The following is a 15,178-nucleotide window of genomic DNA, read 5'->3' on the forward strand; positions in this document are numbered from 1 at the left end:
TGTGTCCTGATTTTTTGCGAGTTGCTCAAAAAGCTCCTCTTCAAAATCTGTGACATCCGCTAAGGCTTTTATCTTGATTCAGTTGGTATGTTAACACCCACTAAATCAAAGAGAACCATTTTGTGCATTCATCTCTTATCTATAAACTGAATCAAGATAAAACTTCTACTTTATTGGTATAATTTGTACTATACGCATCCTATAATAAATCACCATTCAAGCAGCACAATAGACTGTATTTTTGACATAATTAACTAAAATTTTACAGCATTTTAGATGAATGTGTCACTTTTTAACCATTGAAAAAGGACTTTCATTGAATGAAAGTCCTGCTACTCTTTTATCTGAATTTTACAGCTGTTCCATATACCAATACTTCGGATGTACCATCCATTACAGATGAAGTAGCATAACGAACGCCTACAACTGCATCTGCACCTAATTGTTTGGCTTCCTCTACCATTGCCTCTGTGGCAATTTCACGAGAGCGCACAAGCATCTCCGCATACTCCTTCATTTCTCCACCTACAATATTGCGAAGTCCTGCTATCATGTCACGACCAATATTCCTAGATTGAACTGAATTCCCTTTCACTAGCCCTAATGTTTCCATGATATCTTTTCCTGCCACAATGTCTGATGTAGCTAATAGCATCATGATACCTCCCCGTTCTGTAGTTTTTGTATTGCTTTTACAGCCTCTTCAATAGAAGATGTAATCACGCCATTGCGTTTAATTAACCCCACAACAAATAAATTACGATAAACAAACTGATTCTCTAGCCCATCTCGGATCAATGCCTCTATTTTTTGCATATTGTCCCGCCCTTGCTGACGAACATCAGTTAGCACACCAATAATAGGACGATTCAGCATCGAAAACGCACCTATCTCTGCGGCAACGCCAGAATCAATTTCCACCCCATCTAATACAGCTATCAGAACATCGCTACTCTGTAGCATCTCTAAATCTGCTTGAGCAATCGCTAAGCTATCTGCATAGGCAGATTTATCATTGATGGCTTCATTCTCCTGGGGTACGTATAATGCGATGCCTGGCACTGCCTCGCGAATAGCTGCTGCTAATTGTTCATTTACAAAACGATCGCCCAACGAAAATAACCCATTTGCTAAATATGCTTTCATGTATAAAACTCCTTAATCAATTGTTTTTTCAAATATAATTTTATGTCTGCCTTTTTCATCAATAAATGTTGATAGTATATCGAAACCATGTTTGAGGTTGGTAATGAGCATGGCTTTGAATGTATTTCTTCCGTATGTACGAACTTTGTAAAAGCCTAATGTCTTAATATGTTCATGCTGTTGTTTCATTAATTGACTTGCAATTCCCTGACCTCGATGTGCCACATGAACGCCACCTAACCAACTATAAAAAATGTCATCTGGATGTGGGTAGCCTAGTTTAAAGCCGATCAATGTGTCACCTTCCACTGCCAATATGCAAAGAAGGCCTTCTTTCTTTTCTAGCTTTTCGAGTGGCAAACTTGCTCCATTAAAAACGTGAGCGTGGATTTCTTGTAATTGTTCAAGCCAAGCATAGGGTATGCCTTCAATCGTCACAATATGCATATTCATCACCTCTGTCTGTCATTATAGCAGTTCTATAGCCTGAAGAAAAGGTAGGCATCTGCTCCAAAAGCAATTATTACTACTGCATAAAAGTAACTATTTTCCATCTAAACTATTTTCGACACCCACCAAATTCAGTATACTTGACCAAAATACAAAACAATAGCTAGGAGGAAATCCGCTTGGCACCATTTACTAGTTGGTTAACGAATTCATTGCGCCCCTATTTCGGCCTACATACTTTAGAAGCACATTGGGAAACGATTCCGATTCGAGAGGATTATTTTATTTGCCTTGAAGGTGATCTCATTAAAAAAAGAATTTTCGTGAATGAGCATAGCTACCAAGAAGCGGATGTCGACATTTTAACACGTAATCGTGAAGTCATTGTCCCTCAAACCGCGCGTGGAAAAGAAAAGAAATTGAATTATACCAATATCTCCGCTGTGAAAGCTGCAGGCGTTGTTTTTTCTGCTGGTCTAGGTAATGAAAACCATCCATCTAGCTATATTACAGCTCGTAACACTAAAACATATTACCAGCTACCATTAACAGGCTTTGAGCATTTAACGACTAAGTCGGCTCTCTTGAATTGGTTAGAGCAATTTCCCTCCCAGCTTCCTGCTGATTACTCAGACAAGCTAGAAAAGCTAACCAAGATGAAAAGTCTACGCTATAAGACTGTGCCAGGTGATATTTTTCGTGTAGAAATCGATTTATTTGTAGATGGCTATGTACTCGTCATTGGCGATTTACGTCAAATGCAAAAGGATCATCTATTTGGAGAAGATAGTATTTGGCATAATGTAATGACAATGCCATTGTTTGTACGGCCCTATTTGTTGACAACGACAGAGCGCAAGCCTTCTCTTGAGGAAATCCTATCTGCTCCATTGGCCCCTCAAACCCATATTGTGATGGATGACCATTTTATGCGAGGATGCTATGAAAAGATAGGCCATAAAATGTTAACAGAATCCGATATTGTATTTCCAATGGGCTATGGTGTGACACTAAACTATGGGAAAGAGCCTCGATATCGTCTATCCTGGGGGACAGGAACAATTAGTAAACCTGCACCTTCCACCTCCTATCAAACAGCTAGCCGTTTTACCAATCATGGTGTCTATGCAGGTGTTGCCAGTGATTGGTTGAAGCAAGAGGAAGGAATTGTAACAGAGTCGCTAGATCATCCTCACTTCCGCGAAGATCGTCAGCGGGCACTCGCTGAATTTAGTTTTCCAGAAGATATCTCCTACGATGACTTTAATCGCCAAACGGGTGGATTGACCCGCACCCAATATATTCATTACCTCAATAAAACCTATCATCGTACACAAAAAAAATAGAGGGAGCTTCTAGATGCTCCCCCTCCACTTTTTCATCGATGGTTGATTTCATCCAATAATTACTTATAATATAGAGATATCATTAACCAACTCCATCACTAGAGGTGCATTTTGTATGTATTTTGGCATTATTCCACTGATTCTTTTCATCGTTTTTCTTATTTCTTACTTCAAAGACCCAAGAAAAATGATCAACGGGCTATTATTTAATCTATTTGTGTGTTCATTTCTGCTATTCTGCGTCATTCTATCTTTGGCATCTGACCATTACTTTTTAAGGCTTATTGTCATTATTCCACTAATTGCTCTTTTCATCTTAATTCCTTTTGGCATTGTTGCTTTAATGTTTGGTTTATTTTTAAATGCGAGAGTATTAATGAAGCGAGAAGGTAGACGTTTAGCCAATTCCTTAACATTACTTGTGGCCATTGGCATTTTACTTTTTATCCTATTACCGATTATCAATCCAGCAAGTTTGTTTTCAGTCCACCTCCAGCCCATTTTCGGTGGAATTTCACTCATTACGTTTTATTTTTTTATCCATTTATCCAATTTTTTATCTGCTTATTTTCTTTACCAATTCAATCGCCCTCGATTGAATCAAGATTTTATTATTGTACTAGGCAGTGGATTAATTAATGATAAGGTGCCTCCACTTTTAGCTAGTAGAATTCAAAAGGCAATTGACTTCTATCACAAGCAAGCAGCAGTAACTACTCCACCTACCATTATTTTCTCTGGTGGACAAGGTCCTGATGAAAATCTACCCGAAGCTGAAGCGATGCAACGATATGCGATTGAAAAAGGCATACCCATTGAGCATACACTTCAGGAGAACCACTCTGTGAATACCTATCAAAATATGTTATTTTCTAAGCAGCTTATGGATGCCCAGAAACAGGGTGAAGCCTACAACAGTATTTTCACCACGAATAATTTTCATCTTTTTCGTGCGGGTATTTATGCAAGACTCGCAGGCTTAGATAGTCAGGGCATTGGCTCTAAGACAGCCTTTTATTATTGGCCAAATGCGATGATTCGTGAATATGTAGCGATTGTTGTAATGGCACGAAAACGACATATGAAAATGATTGGACCTATTGTGATCATTTCGATTGCGTTATCTCTATTCAGCTTTTTCTTTGTATAGGTTCTAGCATATGGATTCGTACACTTTTTATAGAAGGTGTTACGAATCCTTTTTGATGCTATCATACCCAAAATTTCTTCAGCTGTTGTTCATATAATGTCTCATAGTAAAGTTTTCGAGGATAGTGTTGTTCTTGTAATACCTGGTAGAGAATGGATTGCCCTTCCTCATAACGAATCCTCTCCTCACAATTATCAAATAGTTTTCTGGTCAGCTGTCTTACTAGGTGAACATCTTTTGTGTTCACTCTCCAGCCAAATTGAATTAAATCCAGTTGATCGAGCGGATCTCGATAAGTATCAAGTACCACACAGACATGTGGCTGCTTATTCGCAAATACTAAAACATGTCCTGTATGAATGGATTGACCAAAATAACGTTCGTAAATCTCTGCTATTGGTACTTGTATTTCAAGCACATCCATGATCGTCTGTAAAGTTGGATGTGCTATATAGTCATCGCTTGTCTCATCTGGATATTCAACCAACTCCATGATGGAAGCCATCATCCAAAAATCATAGGTCATTTCCAATCACTCCAACTATTTTTATTGTGGCAAACGGTTAATCGCTTGTTCCACCGTCTGAATAAGATAGGCTAAGTTGGACTGCCATTCTGGCCAACTCTTGGACTCTTGCCATAATTCTACAATCTCTCTACTACCATGTTGATCAGGTACTTCATCTCTAATGTCCTGTAAATACCGCAATATAAATGTCAAAGAGCTTTCATCTAGTATCCATTGTATTTGCCTATCCTTACTTTCTTGACCATAAATGGTTCCCGTATGCAGATATTGACTATAAAGTTCTGCCAAAGCCAGGGCACTTATATCATAGAAAAAATCAATATCCTCAAATGTTTTACCAAAAAAGCCTTGCTGTTTCATTGCCTCTACAATACCCGATAATGTTAGCTGATTGGATTCCTTATGCTGTTCCATAAACTCCTGTAAAAATGTCACTACATCTAACCCTTCATCACTTTCTAATGCTTTGTATCCCCAAGCCCCCATCTCACTGCACCTCTCTTTTTTAAGTAAACATAAAATTGGCACATTATTAGTGCATGACCATGGCAGCAGTCCATTATGATATGCACTCTTAAAATTCCTTCGCTATATCAATAATTCTCAGCATCCTTTGGTCAGTTTTTTGATCGAATACTGCTCCTTTTTATAGGTAGGAGCCAAAGTAAAACTTCATCTTTTCCTGTGAATAGCCATCCTGTCCTCTCCAAGTAGCCATTGACATAAAATCAGTTCCACGTCCACGCTCCTTGCGATAATCATCCTTTGATACGAGTAGTCCCGCGTAACCCCAGATTTCCATGACCACATCTCGTTCATGTTGATTGGACTTGAAAACATCTTTCCAGCGCTTTTCAAGCTGTCTAGCTGCATCTGTGTCGTTACAGGATTCTATTGCTGCTACCATCTGTTTTAAGATGGCTACGTCATCCTCACTTACATTCAATGCTTCTTGTTCTTTCACTAGGCATTCTAAGTCTAGTAAACAATAAACAAGCCAATTGAGGCGAACCCCTCCCCACTTGATGCGTTCAAAATTAAGCACATTTAAATCTTCATTGACATACGTATCATTGGACATGATTTTCCGCTCATTACAGTAGCCACAGCCGCTATAGGAGACCAATGCCACAGGTTGTTCGTCATACGTATGCATTGGTAAATCATGCGTAAGAGCCCAGCTCGAGAAGGCACTGCGTAAATGTACTTTGCGCGTCGATAAGCTATGCAAAAATGCCTTTACCACAAGCTCCTTTGTTAAAAATTTCTCATGAAGCTGCTGCAATCTTTGTACACATTCATCATGGGAAATCGTTAATCGATCAAACATCAAGCCCTTACTTTTAGCATATTGAAAATCTTCTTCTGTATAGGTATAACCACCTGAACGCCATCGACCAGATTGCCAATAGGTTTGCATTAATATTTTCCTTGCTTTTTGGTCCATTACTCTCTCCTCGCTAGCTAGCACTTTAATTTTTCTTGTAAGATTATTGCCATCTCTTTCCATGGTCGCTTCCAATCGGAACTCGCTATCTCTTCCTCTGTTAGTGCTAGCCAATATTCCCCTTCCATTAGCTCAAACATGTCTAGCATGGTAATAGGAGCACAAACTGGATTAGCTAATGCTGTGAGCATAGGCTCGGGGCCATCATCCCAGTTATAGCTATTGACAATGCCATGTAAAACAACAGCTGATGATACCTTGCTTATGCGCTGGCACATTGTATTGAGAGAATCCTCGTATAAAATGGCATCAACTTGCTGTTGTTCTTCTGCATTCAAAGTTAGACGGATTGCACCTGGTGTATCTAACAATAAATCAGCTATTCTTGCATGCTCCCTTGCCGCAAACCAAGCTGTCGCGGTAATCCCCTCTGGCTCAGATAAATTTACACACTTTGCAAGTAGTAAAGAAATCACTTCTTTCTGCTTAAACTTTACAGCTTTTTTAAGCGCTGTATCACCAAGCTTATCTCGTGCCTCCAAGTCTATATGCTGTGCCAAAAGAAGCTTGATTCCTTCATGTAGCATTCGATTTGTTATAAAAAGCATCAATGGTGTTCTCCCTCTTGCATCTCGCTCATTAACATCTAATTTACTAATGGCCTCCCGTACGACCTCTAAGTCCTTGGATTTACTCACTTCCGTCCATTCCATTCGTCTACCCCCCTTCAGGAATCCATCCATTGCAGTAATTTCTCAAGCTCTTCCCTTATGGGTGCTGATTCTTGCTTTAGTCGTTGTGCTAACTTCTTAGAACTACCGAATATTCGATACAAAACAAATGGACGCTGATAATCTGCTTTCTGTTCAAGCTCTTGTCCGAGTGCCACGAGTAAATCTAAATCCATGATGTCAATGTCCTTTATTGGCTTAGCTGATTCACTTGCACCAAGTAAAATAGCTACAAACACAGGCATCATCTCTACTGATAAGCCATGAGCTTCAAGAAAGGCTTCCGCATAAGCATCTTGCACGGATTGATGCTCTGTATCAATGAGTAACATGTATCGTTGAACAAGCGGAAAATAATCCTTACTATAAAGCCCTAATCCAAAAACCGCATAGGTGCTGGGCATAGCTGATTTTTCGCTCGGCTCAACATCCTGATACCAAGCAAATTCCTCCATAGCGAGCTGGGCATAGTCCGCTAATAAAGGGAAAAGATTTGAATACTGTAGGCAATTGGCGAAAAACTGATGAAGCTTTGATTTAGCTAACTTTTTAATAGGAAGATAATTTTTCGTTTTACTCTTTAAAGTCAGCTTATAGCCCTTTGGAAAACCTTCTTGTAGCAGTTGAATGATATAGTAAAGGGCTTCACGATAAGCGTTTTCCTCTTCTATCATCACTCGTATATCAATCGTTTGTAAAATATCATTTGCCTGTCCTTGGCATACATCCCGCTTTCTAATACTTTCAAAACGCCCGCTTCCTTTTTCCAAATAATTAGCTGCCTGCAGCGAGCCAAGCTGCTTCGCAAGTTCCAAGTATTCTAATCGTGTGGCTGGCTCTTTTTGACCAATCTTCAACGCGACATAAAGAAAGAAATCTAGTTTTTCCTGCTCTAGTTGTTGTACCGAGTCCTCTGTTTTCAATACCCACTCTTTCCTATAATCGCCTGCTTGTTCAAAATAGTGTGTTAAAAAATGCTCCTCTGCCCACTGCTTAAAGGCCATTGTATAATAATATATCCATTTGTCTAAACGTTCTTTATTCGCCCGATGCTTTTCTTGAAGCCGGTGAATAAGTGGTTCAACTTCCTCAGCTGTTTGATGGAAAAAATGTGGATTGACCAAATGCTTCGCAAGGAAAAATTCATCATTGTCACTTGGTCTGACTGGTAGCTCTGCCATCACCTTTGTTTCTATAAAGCTTGCCAGCACTTGTTTCGTTGACGCTAGTTTACGATTATTCAATAGCTCCTTTTGATAATGAAGCACCGTTTTATCATGTTCAAATTCCAGCACAACCTCAAAGCGGTAATCAAAAAATCGGTGACCGTATTGCTCAGATTGAAATACTTCCTCTGTTTTAGTACATAAAGCGCTAAAAAGCTCTTCAATATGCTGGACATCTGTAAATTCTTGTATGTATGGACCCGCTTCCACCTTATAGGAACTATCACTCCAACTAAATGGCTCATAAACATCTATAAAGATTGTGCCATTAGGACTTTTCCCCTTTTTCCAGGCAACTTTCAAATATTGAAGGATGCCTGCTTGTAACCTACTTTGCTCTTTCAGCTCTGCTATTCGTTTACTCTCTTGTTGATAAACAGCCGTGAGTTGCTCCCACACAGCCGCTAGAAAATGCTCTACACACTGCTTCACTGTACATCTTCCCTTTCTATTGTTAGAGAAAAATCTCCCGCTAAAGCCTTAGCGAGAGATTCATCTTATCCGATTGTTTTCACAACCGCTCCTTCTTGATTTTTAATATGTGTCTTCAAAATTTGAAAGCTCACGCCAGCTAAAGAAGAAATAGTGAATTGACTTTCTTGCGGTATCAGCCTCTGACTTAATTCTTCTACTGCTGTCTTGTTCAATGTAATCGTAATTTCTTGACCATTCTCAGAATAGCCTACCTGTGGGCCTGCTCTAAATATGATCGTTATTTGTTGACCGACTAAGGTAAGATCTTTATCTTTCAGAATGCGTCCACGTAATAATTTACTAATGACAGCTGCTTGCTTTGCCCCAAGTTGAACAACATTAGACTGTTTGTTAAACCAGCTCTTTTTTTCTACTTCCCAAGCGAGTTGATCTACGAAAAGAAACCCCGTATTAGAGCCATCTTCCTCCATTCCTCGCACAACTGCCTCGGCGACTTCAGGGTTTTGTAAGAGAGAAGTTCTTGTTAAATCCGTAGTATAGCTTGGTATTTGCTTCATGCCAGCCTGTAGTACACCAAGCGTATTCCACGTCTGCATCGCTTCTAACTCATCCTCTGAAATACCAACCATTTGGATAAACTCCATCTTGCCATTTGGTGTATCGATTTCAGCAAGCTCTGGATCATGTGTAAAGGCTAGTGCAGTTAATTGCGTGTCAGCATCAAGGCAAATCGGACCATTTGCATCCAAATAATCTCCCGCTCTAAAAACATTTCCACTATTAAACACATATCTGCCCATATTCTGTAGTAAATTCAATGCCCAAGCAGGTGGCTCTTCCTCATCTAGTTGACGTACTAGACGAAATGTTAATTCAAATCCATATCCACTATAGTCCTTGTTTTCAAATTCTTTTTCATATAGTTCCGAAAAGCCATATGTAACAAAATGCCAATGTGGGATGGATGTTTCGCTTTTATAAACACTAATTCCATCTAAAGGATCTTGTCCTCCTAGTGAATAGGGAATTAAAGTTCCATAATGCTTTGGCTCCTGCTCACCATATACCTGTGCTAATGCCTGATCAATCGCATCCCAGCCAACTGCTGCTATTTCATCACTCATTTCCATATCCTCCTTGCTGATATTCACTCGTAGAACGTACGTATCTATTATTTATGATAGCAATTTTATGGTGACTCTTTTAACAGGAATAGGACTCATTTTCCACTTTCCAGTAACTAGGTTTATTGACATTCTATATGGGGTAAATATGACTAATATTGATGGCGCCTTAGCGTAATTGCGTTCAGTTTTTTTCGAGCTGGCTCGACAAGTATTGAGAAACCCATTGAATAAAAAACTACAATTTGTATATTCATCTCATCACTGATAAAGAAGGGCGTTTTCTGTTGAAAGATAAAAAGACAATCCTCTTGCAAAATAGAAGATTGTCGCGTGAGTGTCTATTTTACTATTTAAACGTCAAGTAGTGCATCTATACATTAACCATATAGCATAGCTGGCTCACGAACCGTTTGTAAATAATCTGACAGTTTCCCTGCAAATACTTTCTCTAAATATGGTAATTGCGCCAGACAATGAGGCGTCATTAATGCTGGGTTTTGAACTATTTTTAGCCCTCCCACCTTTAGTAGCGTCGCTACAAACTGGGAACAAAAATAAGCACGCTCACGTCTCACTTCCTTTTGCATCACCACACCAAAAAGTCCGATAAAATTATATTTATAGCGATCTCGATTCCAATACATATAACGGACAATTTTCATCATATCTAAATATTGATAATGGGATATACGACAGCGATAAATAACACAATCCGCACACTCAAATAGCCCTCTTTCTGCATCCTCTCGTAAAAAGCCACCACTTAACGGATTGTTCAATTGCCTTCGACCAAAGCTATACATCTCAAAAAGCCCCTCATCAAAGGCTATGGATGCATGATTCATCTCCTTGCCCGTATACATGCCGATCGCTTTTGATAATAACGTCCCTGTTTTGGTTAATACTATGTAAATCGTATGTGCCATATCTTCACCTACTTAATATTCTCTCTCCTACTACCAATACGTTTTAAATCTTCAAATGGTTTCGTTAATTTCCTTTTTTTATAATTATACACAGCGAATCTTAAATATTTCCTAGTAGAACCTGAAGATTTTCTTAAGATTTAATAGGCTGAAAGTATTTTTAGAATTGGTTATGACGATGAAAGGATGTTGATTTTTTTACTACCTTTATTTATATGAGCTTAATTGTAGTGTTATGTGTGAAGGGATCGTAAAAATTTTTTCTAAGGCACGGAATCTATTTGTCCTTTTTATTAAAAGACGCTACTCAATTTTGAGTAGCGTTCACTGAGTAATCATGCATTTAAATCCGTTATGGCTGGGACATTAATTTCTTTTACACAGGAGACTGCTGATAGATTAATTACACATTGCACAAGAGATACAATATCTTGTACGGGGATTCGTGTACCTTCATATAAATGAATGGCTTTCTCTGCCCCTTCTTCATAGGGTACTTCTGCTGCCAGTTCACCAGGATTAATGCATGTGACAGCAATTTTATCTTTCCTTAAATGTTCTCGTAGTGCATTTGTAATACCCCTTACGCCGAATTTAGATGTGACAAATGAAACTTGTGTATTGTTTGTGTGGTCTAAGCCTGCTGTAGAGCCAATTAAAATAATCTTTCCATGCTCTGCTTGTCTTAAGTTGGGTATAAGTGCCTGTATATATGTAATAGTAGAGGTTAGATTGATATTGATTAAGTTCGAAATATCCTCTACTTCATCCTTATCAAATGTATAATTATCTTCAAAACCATGCTTTTCCCATACACCCACATTATAAATTAATACATCGAGAGGAATGCCTTGTAACACTTCTTTTAAAGTGGAAATTTGTTGTTGGCTAGACAGATCAATGGATAGCCAGTGACGATTTACTCCGTCATTTAGTTCTAAACTATTAGGTCTTGTTCGTGCTACCATCCATACTGTATCTCCTTTGACAGGTAAACCCTTAACAAATGCATCTCCCAATCCTTGGCTAGCTCCAAAGATAATAAAATTCCTACTCATATTACCACCCTTTCTCATGACAAAATGTAATGAAAACCTATATCTTTTACCCTATGCCGATCAATATATCCTTACGTGAAAGGAATTTCTGCCTTTCAAAATTATCGCTAATAATGAAAAGAATGAATAACTTTCACCTTATTTGATCTTAACGTATTTAATGCTATTAATCTCTTTTTATCACTTGAACTTGCCACTGCCTCTTTTATGATTGTCATATGATAATTATTGTGAAGAGAACCTAAAGTAGTTGCAGTAGCATCTATAAATCTAGTTAGCTCTAGGTCACTTTATATTTGTTATTCATTACCAATAGAATTTATCTGTTTAAACATGCTATCATTTTGTGGATATTGGTTAAAGCAGGTGAAAGATGAAAAGAAAGCTTATTTATACAATAATGTTCGTTTTATTCTGTTTCGTTTTTTTAATGAATCACATTTCTGTCTCTGCAAGTGGCTTTGATGATATAAAAAAACTGCCGAATCAAATGCAACAAGAAGTACAGGATTTAATAAAAAGAAATATTATTAAGGGGACAACACCGACAACTTTTTCCCCAAACTCTACAATTACTCGTGGTCAAGTTGTCATCATGATGGGACGCTATATCGAACAGACTGGCATAGCGAAGGTTGATAAAAATTGGGAGGAAATGGATCGTTTTATGGATATGCCCCTTCGTGTGAAGGATCGTGAATTGCTAAAGTATTCAACTTTACTTTACGATAATGGCATCTTTAAGGGAGAAAATGGACGTCTAAATCCATATCATCACATGACACGAGAACAAATGGCACTAACTTTAAACCGACTTATGGTATTAGCCCGTAAATATTCATTGATTGACTACGCCTATGATTTGCAAAGTCATGTAGTGGATATACAGAAAGCAAATAAAGAAGCTAGACCCTATATAGAGGCACTTAATGCTTTAGGCATTTCCAATGTAGATACTTTCAATCCCAAAAACAGTGTGACACGTGTGCAGTTTGCTTCTTTTTTATCAAGAACAATCAAATTAATTGAGCGCAATCACCATGTTATTCATTTTGAAAAAACAGCTGAAGAGCTAGGATTTCAAAAAATTTCAAATGTAACAACGGTCAATAAATCCCATTTACAAGTATCCTTTTCTAATTCTCTTCTTCATATTTATGCTCGCTATGATGGTAACTTTGCCATCGACGAAGAAGTGCTAATTGAAGGGACTAGCCTTTTTGGTCGCCCTCACGAATCACGATTACAGCTAAGAAATCAATTTATGCAATCAAATGCTTTCTCCATTGTAAATAAATACATTCCAGGTCAACATGGATATATTAATATGAATCTTTTCTTAATGCATAGTTTTACAGATGCGCATTACAAATTATTAGATACAGGAAGAGAATATGGATCAGAAGCAGGATATATCGATCAACAAGGTGTATCTATGTATTTCATAAACAGTGATTCTGGCATAATAGAGCATACAATTAATGGAAATGTATTATCTATTGATAATGAAGAAATTATAAGAACACCAAGGACGGTGCATTACCGATATTATTTCGACTATCAAGGTGTCATGGTATTTGATACAGATGCCATGAATCATATCGGTGATAAGCGTTACACAGTAACAAATGATGGAGACGTTTTATTTGAAGGAAAAGTATTAAAAGATCGTACATTCTATTATTTACCTATCATTCGACCTGTACCTTTTCATACCTATAATGATGATTTCAGTGGATTTACGTATACCGATGATGCGACATTGCAACAAATTTTAGCATTCCATAAAACGGACGGACAAAAATCAAGTATTCCAAGACAATACATGCATCCAAAGGTGCTAGTGATTGATGGGAAGAAAAATATATATGGTACAATTAATCTACGGGATGCAACGTTCGGGACTTTCGAAGAGATTAAAAATTATTAATATTCTTATAAATAAAGAAGCCATCTGGTGTTGTTATTTTTTCAACACCAGATGGCTTCTTCGATTACAGTTTATTCATTGTCCCAAATCGGATAATATGACTCGTAGATTGGGTAGCTATAATAAGGTGGTCTTACGCCAACAATTGACATAATATGGTTTAATTGAAAGACTTAAATTATGTGCCAAAAATTTTCTATTAGAATGAAAACATAAATTCAACCATAGCACACAAGGAAAAACCACCTGTTATTTATCCATGATGCCTCAGATGATACCTATAATAAAAGCTTTACACCCTTATTTCAATTACTTTTCAATTTACTTACAGTGGTAATGTTCTTAAGTTCTTTCACATACATTAATGTCGGGATAGCACCTTTAACATCGCCCCCAAGATGTTTTTGTACAATGCTATCCCTTTTTACATACTCTGTTTAGTTGGAAATTTCCCCAAGATTTAATTCATTAATAAGCCGTTGCATTATTCTTGGGAAGGTTCTCCTCATTACATAAGCCACTGCGATTTAAAACCGTCGTGACTTATTGTTTGTCGTTTTTCGATTGAGAAAGTCCTATCATTATTACGTTGATGTTTTACGAGTTCATATTGTAATCAGTAAAAGTGCTCTGTCTTTAATTTTGAACCCTCACAAATAAGTGTCTTCAAAATAGTTATTGATAGTGTTCCAAGTATTTTCCTTGTTCGAAAATTTCTTGTGCACTTAAGGCTGTCCAATCCTCTGGTGTTTGATCAGGATGCAAGTCAAGATAGGATTTAACCATCTTATAGCCTTCACTGTAACCATAATTTTTCGGTAACCCTTTTCCCCCATATAAGATGTCTGAGGTACGATTACTGTCGTACTTATGTAAATCAGGTTCTACTTTAGACCATAATTCCTTGTTGTAAATTACATTCTTTGCTGTATAGCCGTAGTCAGGATAAACATTTTTTTCAAACATGACCGCTTTTCCTTCAAAGACGATACTATCCAATACCGAAGCTCCGACATCTTTATTAAAATATTTTTCCGCCCAAACGCTGTGATGGTATTCGTGGGCAACAGTTGACTTTATACCATCATCCAAAACATTTAGATAAAGCGGGAGGATTATTTTGCCCGTTCCAACTGCGAAGGGTATTCTATTATTGGTTGCGGAAGGGAATACACAAACGGCTACATCGCTTTGAGAGGGTAACAGGTCTGCGGATTTCAATAGCGATTCTTGAATAAGTTGATTGATTTCTGCTTTATGCGTCTCCATTTTTTCACTCACCATTTGTATTTCTGTTAGCCTGCTAGGAACCGTATTAAGCAGGTTTTCTGCCATATGATAATATTCCCCATTTTCAAAACAATCCTTGTAGATCGGTTGAATAACCTCCTTATTATACAGTTCCAGAGTTTCCGAGCTTGAAAGATTCGGATTCTCTTTGACCTTTTCCATATATGGATAAAACAGTTGATTGGCATGAATGATTTTGTAGTTTTGTTTGGTTTTAGGGTGCTCAAATGAGAACACCATCTCTTCATCATCTGTTATTTGCTTTTTCTCATGAAGTTGGCTCTCACTTTTTTCTGTTGGTGTACAGGCAGTAAGCATGAGTAGTAAGAAGCCTAGAATAAAGGTGATTCCCTTTTTAAATTTCATCCATTTTCCTCCCGATTGATC

At 37.8% G+C, this 15,178-nt stretch carries 15 protein-coding genes; 3 read left to right on the plus strand and 12 right to left on the minus strand.

Annotation, left to right across the window (positions count from 1 at the left end):
* Window positions 1–340: 340 nt before the first annotated feature.
* The 3 genes from NP781_RS11980 to NP781_RS11990 are packed head-to-tail and all read right to left on the minus strand — an operon-like array spanning window position 341 to window position 1,593.
* On the minus strand, window positions 341–655 hold the full coding sequence (locus NP781_RS11980; protein WP_221680370.1) for a YbjQ family protein: 315 nt from the start codon (window positions 653–655) through the stop codon (window positions 341–343).
* A complete protein-coding gene (locus tag NP781_RS11985) occupies window positions 655–1,146 on the minus strand; it encodes a nucleoside 2-deoxyribosyltransferase (RefSeq protein WP_257522382.1) in 492 nt (163 codons plus the stop codon). The genes NP781_RS11980 and NP781_RS11985 overlap by 1 nt, the downstream gene beginning before the upstream one ends.
* A 12-nt stretch (window positions 1,147–1,158) precedes the next feature.
* Complete coding sequence (locus NP781_RS11990; RefSeq protein ID WP_221680368.1) at window positions 1,159–1,593, minus strand: GNAT family N-acetyltransferase; 435 nt, start codon at window positions 1,591–1,593, stop codon at window positions 1,159–1,161.
* A 182-nt stretch (window positions 1,594–1,775) separates the two neighbouring features.
* On the opposite strand from NP781_RS11990, the gene NP781_RS11995 reads away from it, so the two are divergent.
* On the plus strand, window positions 1,776–2,942 hold the full coding sequence (locus NP781_RS11995; RefSeq protein ID WP_257522384.1) for an immunity 26/phosphotriesterase HocA family protein: 1,167 nt from the start codon (window positions 1,776–1,778) through the stop codon (window positions 2,940–2,942).
* A 115-nt stretch (window positions 2,943–3,057) separates the two neighbouring features.
* On the plus strand, window positions 3,058–4,092 hold the full coding sequence (locus NP781_RS12000) for a YdcF family protein (RefSeq protein WP_257522385.1): 1,035 nt from the start codon (window positions 3,058–3,060) through the stop codon (window positions 4,090–4,092).
* A 61-nt stretch (window positions 4,093–4,153) separates the two neighbouring features.
* Here the strand turns inward: NP781_RS12000 and NP781_RS12005 are convergent, their stop codons facing one another.
* The 8 genes from NP781_RS12005 to NP781_RS12040 form a co-directional block, all read right to left on the minus strand.
* A complete protein-coding gene (locus NP781_RS12005; protein ID WP_257522386.1) occupies window positions 4,154–4,618 on the minus strand; it encodes a hypothetical protein in 465 nt (154 codons plus the stop codon).
* Between the two features lie 21 nt (window positions 4,619–4,639).
* Window positions 4,640–5,107: a DUF4259 domain-containing protein gene (locus tag NP781_RS12010; RefSeq protein WP_257522387.1), complete on the minus strand. Its 468-nt coding sequence runs from the start codon at window positions 5,105–5,107 to the stop codon at window positions 4,640–4,642.
* A gap of 160 nt (window positions 5,108–5,267) precedes the next feature.
* Complete coding sequence (locus NP781_RS12015; protein WP_257522388.1) at window positions 5,268–6,068, minus strand: hypothetical protein; 801 nt, start codon at window positions 6,066–6,068, stop codon at window positions 5,268–5,270.
* 17 nt (window positions 6,069–6,085) lie between these two features.
* Window positions 6,086–6,781, minus strand: coding sequence for a DUF4274 domain-containing protein (locus tag NP781_RS12020; RefSeq protein ID WP_257522389.1), 696 nt, complete (start codon window positions 6,779–6,781; stop codon window positions 6,086–6,088).
* A 14-nt stretch (window positions 6,782–6,795) separates the two neighbouring features.
* On the minus strand, window positions 6,796–8,457 hold the full coding sequence (locus NP781_RS12025; RefSeq protein ID WP_257522390.1) for a DUF6138 family protein: 1,662 nt from the start codon (window positions 8,455–8,457) through the stop codon (window positions 6,796–6,798).
* 65 nt (window positions 8,458–8,522) lie between these two features.
* Entirely contained in the window at window positions 8,523–9,584 is a 1,062-nt protein-coding gene (locus tag NP781_RS12030) for a suppressor of fused domain protein (protein ID WP_221680360.1), read from the minus strand.
* 380 nt (window positions 9,585–9,964) lie between these two features.
* Window positions 9,965–10,513, minus strand: coding sequence for a hypothetical protein (locus NP781_RS12035; RefSeq protein WP_221680359.1), 549 nt, complete (start codon window positions 10,511–10,513; stop codon window positions 9,965–9,967).
* 335 nt (window positions 10,514–10,848) lie between these two features.
* Window positions 10,849–11,571 carry an SDR family NAD(P)-dependent oxidoreductase gene (locus tag NP781_RS12040; protein WP_257522391.1) on the minus strand — a complete coding sequence of 241 codons (723 nt, stop codon included), beginning with the start codon at window positions 11,569–11,571 and terminating at the stop codon, window positions 10,849–10,851.
* Between the two features lie 373 nt (window positions 11,572–11,944).
* On the opposite strand from NP781_RS12040, the gene NP781_RS12045 reads away from it, so the two are divergent.
* The gene (locus NP781_RS12045) at window positions 11,945–13,501 is read left to right on the plus strand and encodes an S-layer homology domain-containing protein (RefSeq protein ID WP_257522392.1); all 1,557 of its coding nucleotides are present in this window, start codon (window positions 11,945–11,947) and stop codon (window positions 13,499–13,501) included.
* Between the two features lie 675 nt (window positions 13,502–14,176).
* Here NP781_RS12045 and NP781_RS12050 read toward each other — a convergent pair.
* Entirely contained in the window at window positions 14,177–15,157 is a 981-nt protein-coding gene (locus tag NP781_RS12050; RefSeq protein WP_257522393.1) for a DUF2268 domain-containing putative Zn-dependent protease, read from the minus strand.
* Window positions 15,158–15,178 lie beyond the last annotated feature (21 nt).

This window comes from Lysinibacillus sp. FN11 (assembly GCF_024628845.1).
In the GTDB taxonomy this organism is placed as follows: domain Bacteria; phylum Bacillota; class Bacilli; order Bacillales_A; family Planococcaceae; genus Lysinibacillus; species Lysinibacillus capsici.

What these genes read in the sequence shown, in the direction of transcription:
- NP781_RS12000 (WP_257522385.1), top strand. Translation starts at nt 3,058, where the DNA reads ATGTATTTTGGCATTATTCCACTGATTCTTTTCATCGTTTTTCTTATT.
- NP781_RS11980 (WP_221680370.1), bottom strand. Translation starts at nt 655, where the DNA reads ATGCTATTAGCTACATCAGACATTGTGGCAGGAAAAGATATCATGGAA.
- NP781_RS12015 (WP_257522388.1), bottom strand. Translation starts at nt 6,068, where the DNA reads ATGGACCAAAAAGCAAGGAAAATATTAATGCAAACCTATTGGCAATCT.
- NP781_RS12045 (WP_257522392.1), top strand. Translation starts at nt 11,945, where the DNA reads ATGAAAAGAAAGCTTATTTATACAATAATGTTCGTTTTATTCTGTTTC.
- NP781_RS12040 (WP_257522391.1), bottom strand. Translation starts at nt 11,571, where the DNA reads ATGAGTAGGAATTTTATTATCTTTGGAGCTAGCCAAGGATTGGGAGAT.
- NP781_RS11990 (WP_221680368.1), bottom strand. Translation starts at nt 1,593, where the DNA reads ATGCATATTGTGACGATTGAAGGCATACCCTATGCTTGGCTTGAACAA.
- NP781_RS12050 (WP_257522393.1), bottom strand. Translation starts at nt 15,157, where the DNA reads ATGAAATTTAAAAAGGGAATCACCTTTATTCTAGGCTTCTTACTACTC.
- NP781_RS12030 (WP_221680360.1), bottom strand. Translation starts at nt 9,584, where the DNA reads ATGAGTGATGAAATAGCAGCAGTTGGCTGGGATGCGATTGATCAGGCA.
- NP781_RS12005 (WP_257522386.1), bottom strand. Translation starts at nt 4,618, where the DNA reads ATGACCTATGATTTTTGGATGATGGCTTCCATCATGGAGTTGGTTGAA.
- NP781_RS11985 (WP_257522382.1), bottom strand. Translation starts at nt 1,146, where the DNA reads ATGAAAGCATATTTAGCAAATGGGTTATTTTCGTTGGGCGATCGTTTT.
- NP781_RS12020 (WP_257522389.1), bottom strand. Translation starts at nt 6,781, where the DNA reads ATGGAATGGACGGAAGTGAGTAAATCCAAGGACTTAGAGGTCGTACGG.
- NP781_RS12010 (WP_257522387.1), bottom strand. Translation starts at nt 5,107, where the DNA reads ATGGGGGCTTGGGGATACAAAGCATTAGAAAGTGATGAAGGGTTAGAT.
- NP781_RS12035 (WP_221680359.1), bottom strand. Translation starts at nt 10,513, where the DNA reads ATGGCACATACGATTTACATAGTATTAACCAAAACAGGGACGTTATTA.